This window comes from Streptomyces spongiae, assembly GCF_009377185.1.
Taxonomy (GTDB): domain Bacteria; phylum Actinomycetota; class Actinomycetes; order Streptomycetales; family Streptomycetaceae; genus Streptomyces; species Streptomyces spongiae.
This window is the reverse complement of the sequence record NZ_VJZC01000457.1, coordinates 1-8,195: the sequence shown is the minus strand read 5'-3', so window position 1 is coordinate 8,195 and position 8,195 is coordinate 1. Positions and strand designations below refer to the sequence as shown.

The window sequence follows — 8,195 nt, the reverse complement described above, 5'->3', positions numbered from 1 at the left end:
CCTCAACCCCCACCCCGCGGCGCGGCCCGCAGGTTGAGCGTCACGCACAACCCGCCGCCGGGCGCGTCGTGCAGCGCGACGGTTCCGCCGTCGTCGGACACCAGTTGTCGGACGACGGCGAGACCGAGGCCGGAGCCGGTCCGTCCGGTGAGGCCCTGGCCGCGCCAGAAGCGGTCGAAGGCGCGGGACTTCTCGGTCTCCGACATGCCGGGACCCTCGTCCAGCACCGACAGCACCACCTCGTCGCCCCGGGCTTCGACCTCGACGGTGATCGTCCCGCCGTCCGGTGAGACCTCCAGGGCGTTCGACAGCACGTTGTCCAGGACCTGGTCCAGGTGGCCTGGGGTGGCCAGCACAAGCAGCCGGCCGTCGGCACTCCCCCTGAGCGTGACGGTGACTCCGCGCTCGTCGGCGGCCGGCCTCCACACCGCGAACCGTTCCTCGATCACGTCCCGGAGGGGGAGCGGCTCCGCGGCCGTCACCTTGGCCTCCGCCCGCGCCAGCACCAGCAGGTCGTTGACCAGTCGGCTCATCCGCACCACCTCGGCCGTCGCCTGCTCGACGTCCTCCCTGACGTACTCGTCGTCGACGCCGTCCGCGATGTTGTCCAGGGAGAGCCGCAGGGCCGTGAGAGGGGTGCGGAGCTGGTGGGACGCGTCCGCGACGAAGATCCGCTGTGCCGCTATCAGGGTGTCGAGGCGTTCCGCGCCCTGGTTGAGCGTGCGCGCCAGGGTCTGTGTCTCCTGGGGGCCCGTCACGGGGGAACGGGCCGTCAGGTCACCGTCGCTGAACTTGCTCGCCATGTCGTTGAGCTGTCGCAGCGGCCGGGTCAGCCGGCGGGCCACCCCGGCGCCGATCACGGCGGCCACGGCCAGGACGAGCACCGCGAGGATCGCCCGGAAGCCCCAGATCAGCCACAGCCGGTTCGTCATCTCCTGGGTCGAGTACACGATCCGTACGGCGCCGACGACCGGCCCCTCGTCGCCGTCTGACGCCGTCTCCCTCTCGTGAGCGGGGACCGTGATCACCAGGTTCTTGCCCCAGATGAAGCGGGAGCCCCAGTCGGTCGTGGAGTCGCCCTTCTCCAGGGCGTTGGTCAGGGCGGCGTCCCCGGCGGGGCGCGGCAGGTCGGGCGCGCAGTCGTCGGTGGGGGTCACCTGGACCGTGCCTTCGAACGCGGAGGCCATCTCGCCCAGGGCCCTGCACGCATCGGCGTTCCCGGCGCCCAGCAGCCGCGCCATGGTGGTGGCCTCGCGCTCGACGGAGGCCCCGGTGTCGCCGCGCAGCTGGTCGGTGAGCGTGAAGGCCACGGGGACGGTGAACAGGGCGATGGCGACCGCGACGAGCAGGACGTAACTGCGGATGAGCTGACGGATCATGACGTGCTTCCGGCACCCTGTCCGGAGGAGTTCTGCCCGGGGGAGCCGGCTCCGGCCTCGTTCACGATCAGCCGGAACCCGACACCTCGTACCGCCTCGATGGTGATCGCGCCCGCCAGCTTCCGCCGCAGCGCGGCCACATGGACGTCGAGTGTCTTCGTCGGCCCGAACCAGTTCGCGTCCCAGACCGCCTCCATGATCTGCTCGCGCGACATCAGCGCACCCGGCTCCTCGGTGAGGAAGGCGAGCAGGTCGTACTCCTTGGGGGCGAGGGCGACCTCCTCGCCGTCGAGGTGGACGCGCGCGGCCTTGCGGTCGACGGTCAGGCGGGGCCCGTACCGGTCGGGGCCGACGGGGGACGCTTCGGAGCGGGGTGGCTGCGCGCGCCGCATGACCGCCCGGATGCGGGCGATGACCTCGCGGACACCGAACGGCTTGGACACGTAGTCGTCGGCGCCCAGTTCGAGCCCGACCACCCGGTCCGTCTCGTCGCTGCGGGCGCTGATCACGATGATCGGTACGTCGCCGCGGGCGCGGAGGGCCTTGCAGACGTCGAGGCCGTCGGTGTCGGGCAGGCCGAGGTCCAGGAGTACGACGTCGTAGGGGCTCTCGTGGGCCAGGGCCGCCGCGCCCGTGGACACCCACTCCACTTCGAAGCCGTATCGCAGCAGGCCGCGCCGGAGCGACTGGGCGACCGGCTCGTCGTCTTCCACCAGAAGTACGCGCACGGGACGAACACTAATGCTTGAAAGTTGTGCCTCATCGGTGGTGCTTCATCGGTCATCGGGGCCCTGGGTGTGACTCGGGGCACTTTTTCGAGTGGCGGGCACGGTCCTGGGCAGGTACCGGTCCGGAGCGGCCGGAGCTCTCCGAGTGAAACGGCGGACGCGGGACGCGGACGCCGGGAGAAAACCGGGGTGATCGCAGAGTGAGCGGGACATCTCACCATGCGATACCCAGGAGGGGATGTTCGGCCGCTCGATAGACTGAGCCGACCGCAGATACGTGTGTATGTGCGGACCGATACGGACTGAGCGAGGAGCGCACGTGGGCCTTGTCGTGCAGAAGTACGGAGGCTCCTCCGTAGCCGATGCCGAGGGCATCAAGCGCGTCGCCAAGCGAATCGTGGAAGCGAAGAAGAACGGCCACCAGGTGGTCGTGGTCGTTTCCGCGATGGGCGACACGACGGACGAGCTGATCGATCTCGCCGAGCAGGTATCCCCGATGCCGGCCGGGCGTGAGTTCGACATGCTGCTGACCGCCGGAGAGCGGATCTCCATGGCCCTGCTGGCCATGGCGATCAAAAAGCTGGGCCACGAGGCCCAGTCCTTCACCGGCAGCCAGGCAGGCGTCATCACCGACTCGGTCCACAACAAAGCCCGGATCATCGACGTCACGCCGGGCCGTATCCGGACCGCGCTGGACGAGGGCAACATCGCGATCGTCGCCGGGTTCCAGGGCGTCAGCCAGGACAAGAAGGACATCACGACCCTCGGCCGTGGTGGCTCGGACACGACCGCCGTCGCGCTGGCCGCCGCTCTCGACGCCGAGGTCTGTGAGATCTACACGGACGTCGACGGTGTGTTCACCGCCGACCCGCGGGTCGTGAAGAAGGCCCAGAAGATCGACTGGATCTCCTTCGAGGACATGCTGGAGCTGGCGGCTTCCGGCTCCAAGGTGCTGCTCCACCGCTGTGTGGAGTACGCCCGCCGCTACAACATCCCGATCCACGTACGCTCGTCCTTCAGCGGACTGCAGGGCACGTGGGTCAGCAGTGAGCCACCCGTTCGAAAGACGCAGCAGCAAGGGGAACAGAAGGTGGAGCAGGCCATCATCTCCGGTGTCGCCCACGACACCTCCGAGGCCAAGGTCACGGTCGTCGGTGTGCCGGACAAGCCGGGCGAGGCCGCCGCGATCTTCCGCGCCATCGCCAACGCCGAGCTCAACATCGACATGGTCGTGCAGAACGTGTCGGCCGCGTCGACGGGCCTGACGGACATCTCCTTCACGTTGCCGAAGACCGACGGCCACAAGGCGATCGACTCCCTGGAGCGGGCGAAGAGCACGATCGGCTTCGACTCGCTGCGCTACGACGACCAGATCGGCAAGATCTCCCTGGTCGGCGCCGGTATGAAGACCAACCCGGGCGTCACGGCCTCCTTCTTCGAGGCGCTGTCCGACGCCGGCGTGAACATCGAGCTGATCTCGACCTCCGAGATCCGTATCTCGGTGGTCACCCGCGCCGACGACGTCCCCGAGGCCGTGCGCGCCGTGCACAGCGCCTTCGGGCTCGACTCGGAGAGCGACGAGGCCGTCGTCTACGGAGGCACCGGCCGCTGATGACCGATGTCGCCGGGCGCACCGCTCGGAATGCCGTGCGCACCGGCAGGCCGACGCTCGCGGTCGTGGGAGCGACCGGAGCCGTCGGCTCGGTCATGCTCCAGATCCTTTCCCAGCACGCGGACATCTGGGGTGAGATCCGCCTGATCGCCTCGCCGCGCTCCGCCGGCCGCAAGCTGGCCGTGCGCGGTGAGGAGGTCGAGGTGGTGGCGCTGACGGAGGAGGCCTTCGACGGGGTCGACGTCGCCATGTTCGACGTACCCGACGAGGTCTCCGCACGGTGGGCGCCGATCGCCGTGGCCAAGGGCGCGGTCGTCGTGGACAACTCGGGCGCCTTCCGGATGGACCCGGACGTGCCGCTGGTGGTGCCCGAGGTCAACCCGCACGCCGTGCGCGTGCGCCGCCGCGGAATCATCGCGAACCCGAACTGCACCACCTTGTCGATGATCGTCGCGCTGGGCGCGCTGCACGCCGAGTTCGGGCTGCGCGAGCTGGTGGTGTCGTCGTACCAGGCGGTCAGCGGTGCGGGGCGCTCGGGCGTCGACACGCTACGACGGCAGTTGTCGCTGGTCGCCGGTACGGAGCTGGGGACGCACCCCGGTGACGTACGGCGGGCCGTGGGCGACGACACCGGTCCCTTCCCGGAGCCGGTCGCGCTCAACGTCGTCCCCTGGGCCGGTTCGCTCCGCGAGGACGGCTGGTCCTCGGAGGAGATGAAGGTACGGGACGAGTCCCGCAAGATCCTCGGGCTGCCGACGCTTCCGGTCGCTGTGACGTGCGTGCGGGTGCCGGTGGTCACGACCCACTCGCTCACCGTCCACGCCCGCTTCGAGGGCGAGGTCACCGTCGACAAGGCGCGTGAGATCCTCGCCACAGCCCCCGGCGTCGTCCTCTTCGACGACCCGGCCGCCGGCGAGTTCCCCACCCCCGCCGACGCCGTGGGCACCGACCCCACCTGGGTGGGCCGCGTACGCCGAGCCCTGGACGACCCCACAGCGCTCGAACTGTTCGTCTGCGGCGACAACTTGCGCAAGGGCGCCGCCCTGAACACAGCCCAGATCGCGGAACTGGTGGCAAGCGAGCTCAGCGCCCCGTAAGGGGCGCGGGGAACTGCGCGACCAGCCCCACACGACCCGCGCAAAACCACCGACAGAACCCGGCAGACGGGACGTACCCGCCCACCCAGCGGAGCGCCAACGTAGGATCTGTGCGGATTCCGTGGCCAAAGCAATGGTCCGGACCACTTGATTCAAGCGCTCAGACGTTCGACGATTTTCCTCCCCGCTCTCCGCAACCGCGCGGAGGGCGGGGAGCGTCTTTCCGAACGCCCTTCGGGTGGTCGGACGTCTTTGCACGCGGGCATAGGGGAAGAGCTGGTACGCATGTGGGCATGTGACACGTCGTCCGGGACGCCGTCAGGCAGACCGTCGGACGCGTGGGCGGGGGTACGGCCTGACGTAAAAGTGATGCTCGTCGCGTACAACCTCAAGGGGGGGATGCGGGTCCAACAGACGTGGCAGAGGTACTCGACTTCAGCGCGGTACAGACGAGGGGCACCGCCCTGCGTCCACCCCGCCGTCCCCGCATGTCCGGCGCGCCCGGCGGCATGCCGGTGATCGCCCCCATGCCCGCAGCGCGGCCCGCCCGCATACCCAACCAGCGCGACGGCTCCGAGGAGACCACGGCGGCGGGTACGACCGTCGACCACCTCACCGAGACCTATCGCACCCACTACCGCTCGCTGCTCGGTCTCGCGGCGCTCCTCCTCGACGACACCGCCTCCTGCGAGGACGTCGTCCAGGAGGCATTCATCCGCGTGCACTCCGCGCGCAAGCGCGTGCGCGATCCGGAGAAGACGCTGGCGTACCTGCGCCAGACCGTCGTCAACCTGTCCCGCTCGGCCCTGCGCCGCCGCATCCTCGGTCTGAAGCTGCTGTCCAAGCCGATGCCGGACATGGCGAGCGCGGAGGAGGGCGCGTACGACCAGCTGGAGCGCGACTCGCTGATCAAGGCGATGAAGGGGCTCCAGCGGCGGCAGCGCGAGGTCCTGGTCCTGCGCTACTTCGCGGACATGACCGAGGCGCAGGTCGCCGAGACGCTCGGCATATCGCTGGGCTCGGTCAAGGCGTACGGCTCGCGCGGCATAGCGGCCCTCCGGGTCGCCATGGAGGCACCGGCATGAGCAGGCACGACAAGCACGAAGAGCACGACAAGCACGAAGAGCACGACAAGCACGAAGAGCACGACGCGCACCAAGCGCACAACGCGCACCAAGCGCACGACGCGCACCAAGCGCACGACGCGCACCAAGAGCACGACGAGTACCAAGCGCACGACGAGCACGGAACGCACGCTGGGAACGGAACTGTGAATCACGGCCCGGACGAACAAGGTCAGGGTCCCGAGGACCGGAGCGGCGAGCTCGACACGGGTCGCCAGAGGCTGGAGGCGCTGGTCTTCGGAGCCCACGGCTCGGGTGGTCCGCCCGGCTCAGGCGGCGCGCCTGGCCCCGACGGCCTCGGGTCGGACGAGTTGGCGCTGCGCAGGATGCTGCACAGGGCCGTCGAGGAGATCGAGCCGCGGGACGGCACCCTGGAGCACCTGCGGCGTGCGGTGCCGGCCCGCCGCGCCCGCAAGCGGCACGCTGTCGTCGGCATGGCTGCCGCCGCGCTCTTCATCGGTACGGCGATCCCGGCCCTCGTCCACGTCTCGAACGCCACCGGCTCCGACGCCGACCCGTCCCCGATGGGCAACAGCTCGCAGGCGCAGGGCGGCGCGGCCCAGGACAAGGGGCAGAGCAGCGGCTCCAACTCCTCGGGCGGATCCGGCGGTTCCTCCAAGGGCACCGGCAAGGGCACCGGCAAGGACAAGGACGACAAGGGCAAGGGCGCGACCAGCGGTGCCACCGGGCCCGTGGCCACCGCCTCGGCCGCCGCCGCCCCGGACTGTACGGCCGCCCAGCTCGGCGGTTCCTCGGCGAGCGTGGCCTCACCGGACTCCGGCGGCACGGTGTACGGCAGTTTCCGTGTGGCCAATGTCTCCGGCACCAGTTGTACGGTCACCGGCACGGGCAGCGTGAGCGCGACCGCCCAGGGCGCGGCCGACCCGTCCAAGGTCCTCGTGGCGGAGCATGTGGCGGGCGACGGGGTGACCGGGCTGCCGGACCCGTCCCTGTCCGCGGGCCAGATGGTGCTGCAGCCGGGCGCCGCGTACGAGGTGAAGTTCGCCTGGGTGCCCTCGGAGACGTGTCCCACCACGAACGACCCCGACCCGTCGCCCGATCCGTCGCCCACCGACAACAGCACCGACACGGGCGGCGCCACCACCGACGGCAGCGGCACGTCACCCCAGCTCGTCACGGAGGACGGCGTCGCCGACGGTAGCGTCGTGGTGTCCCACACAACCGCGGTCGGTACGGCGACGAGCCCCACCACTGTGACCAACGCCTGCGCGGGAACGATCTACCGGACGGGCCTGCTGTCGGGCTCCTGAACGGCCCCGGCGCCGTGAGCGCACCGGGCGGCTCCGCCTAGGAGGCGGCGGTTTCCCGGGTGCGCTCGGCGGCTTCTCCCCGCACCGGATCCTCGTCGGCGTCGGCGTCGGCGACCAGCCCCAGCTCCGCGTCCCGGACGAACTCCACCTCGCGGCGCAGCAGACGGAACCACATGAAGACCACGAAGCCCGCGAAGACGAACCACTCGCCGGTGTAGCCGAGGTTCTGGAACGCCTTCAGGTCCAGGCCCGTGTCCTGGGCCGCGGCCGCGGGGACGGCCTTCATCCCGGAGTCGCCCTTGTTGAGGGTGATCCACGCGTCGTACACCTCGTACGGCACGAGGTTGACCAGTGAGGCCGCGCTGATCGCCCCGGTCTGGCCCGCGGGCAGCCCGCCGGCCGCGCTCACCCCGTTGGATCCCGGAGTCTCCGACGCCTGCAACGCACCCGTGACCGTGACCTCGCCCTTGGGCGCGGCGGGCGCCTTGGCCGGGTCCGCGTCACCGGGCAGCCAGCCCCGTACGACGGGCAGTGCCTTGCCGTCGTCGGTGCGCAGCAGCGTGAGCACGTAGTACCCACGCGTCTCGTCCAGTTCGCGGTCCGGCACCAGCAGCTGCTTGCCGTACCGGCCGGTCGCCGTGGTCTGCCTGCCCGACGTCTCCTTGTCGACGGGAAGCAGCGCGTCCAGCGGCCGGGCCGCCGCGTGCTTCGCCGACTCGGCCTGTTCGCCCGCCGTCCGGTGGCTGTCCATGCGCTCCTCGAACCGCCCCAGCTGCCACGACCCCATGAACAGGCAGAAAGGGATGGCCAGCAGAACGAAGACGTTGATCCCCCACCATCGGGGCGTCAGCAGGAACCGGTACACCCTGTCAACGGTACGGGGCGCGCACGCAGCGGAGGGTTGCGGGGTCGGTAACGGCCCTGACCTGCGCGGACGAAAAGTTTTCCACAGGCTGGGGGGCCTCGGCAGCGGAGTGTGGGGCG

General features: G+C 70.3%; 7 protein-coding genes. 4 read left to right on the top strand and 3 right to left on the bottom strand.

Annotation, left to right across the window (positions count from 1 at the left end):
* Window positions 1-2: 2 nt before the first annotated feature.
* Window positions 3-1,379, bottom strand: coding sequence for a sensor histidine kinase (locus FNH08_RS38020; RefSeq protein ID WP_152776086.1), 1,377 nt, complete (start codon window positions 1,377-1,379; stop codon window positions 3-5).
* Window positions 1,376-2,107 (bottom strand): response regulator transcription factor, encoded by a 732-nt coding sequence (locus FNH08_RS38015; RefSeq protein ID WP_322726146.1) that lies wholly within the window; start codon window positions 2,105-2,107, stop codon window positions 1,376-1,378. Before FNH08_RS38015 ends, FNH08_RS38020 begins: the two co-directional genes overlap by 4 nt.
* A gap of 319 nt (window positions 2,108-2,426) precedes the next feature.
* Here FNH08_RS38015 and FNH08_RS38010 point away from each other — a divergent pair, with 319 nt between their 5' ends.
* The 4 genes from FNH08_RS38010 (at window position 2,427) to FNH08_RS37990 (ending at window position 7,211) form a co-directional block, all read left to right on the top strand.
* On the top strand, window positions 2,427-3,719 hold the full coding sequence (locus FNH08_RS38010; RefSeq protein ID WP_322726145.1) for an aspartate kinase: 1,293 nt from the start codon (window positions 2,427-2,429) through the stop codon (window positions 3,717-3,719).
* Window positions 3,719-4,816, top strand: a complete 1,098-nt coding sequence (locus FNH08_RS38005; RefSeq protein WP_152776084.1) for an aspartate-semialdehyde dehydrogenase — start codon at window positions 3,719-3,721, stop codon at window positions 4,814-4,816. The genes FNH08_RS38010 and FNH08_RS38005 overlap by 1 nt, the downstream gene beginning before the upstream one ends.
* A 509-nt stretch (window positions 4,817-5,325) precedes the next feature.
* The gene (locus tag FNH08_RS38000) at window positions 5,326-5,901 is read left to right on the top strand and encodes a SigE family RNA polymerase sigma factor (RefSeq protein WP_152776088.1); all 576 of its coding nucleotides are present in this window, start codon (window positions 5,326-5,328) and stop codon (window positions 5,899-5,901) included.
* A complete protein-coding gene (locus FNH08_RS37990) occupies window positions 5,898-7,211 on the top strand; it encodes a hypothetical protein (protein ID WP_228034604.1) in 1,314 nt (437 codons plus the stop codon). Before FNH08_RS38000 ends, FNH08_RS37990 begins: the two co-directional genes overlap by 4 nt.
* A 37-nt stretch (window positions 7,212-7,248) precedes the next feature.
* On the opposite strand, the gene FNH08_RS37985 is transcribed toward FNH08_RS37990, so the two are convergent.
* Entirely contained in the window at window positions 7,249-8,076 is an 828-nt protein-coding gene (locus FNH08_RS37985; RefSeq protein ID WP_322726144.1) for an SURF1 family protein, read from the bottom strand.
* Window positions 8,077-8,195: the final 119 nt, after the last annotated feature.

Coding starts and splice junctions, on each gene's coding strand:
- FNH08_RS38020 (WP_152776086.1), bottom strand. CDS start 1,379: ATGATCCGTCAGCTCATCCGCAGTTACGTCCTGCTCGTCGCGGTCGCC.
- FNH08_RS37990 (WP_228034604.1), top strand. CDS start 5,898: ATGAGCAGGCACGACAAGCACGAAGAGCACGACAAGCACGAAGAGCAC.
- FNH08_RS38005 (WP_152776084.1), top strand. CDS start 3,719: ATGACCGATGTCGCCGGGCGCACCGCTCGGAATGCCGTGCGCACCGGC.
- FNH08_RS38000 (WP_152776088.1), top strand. CDS start 5,326: ATGCCGGTGATCGCCCCCATGCCCGCAGCGCGGCCCGCCCGCATACCC.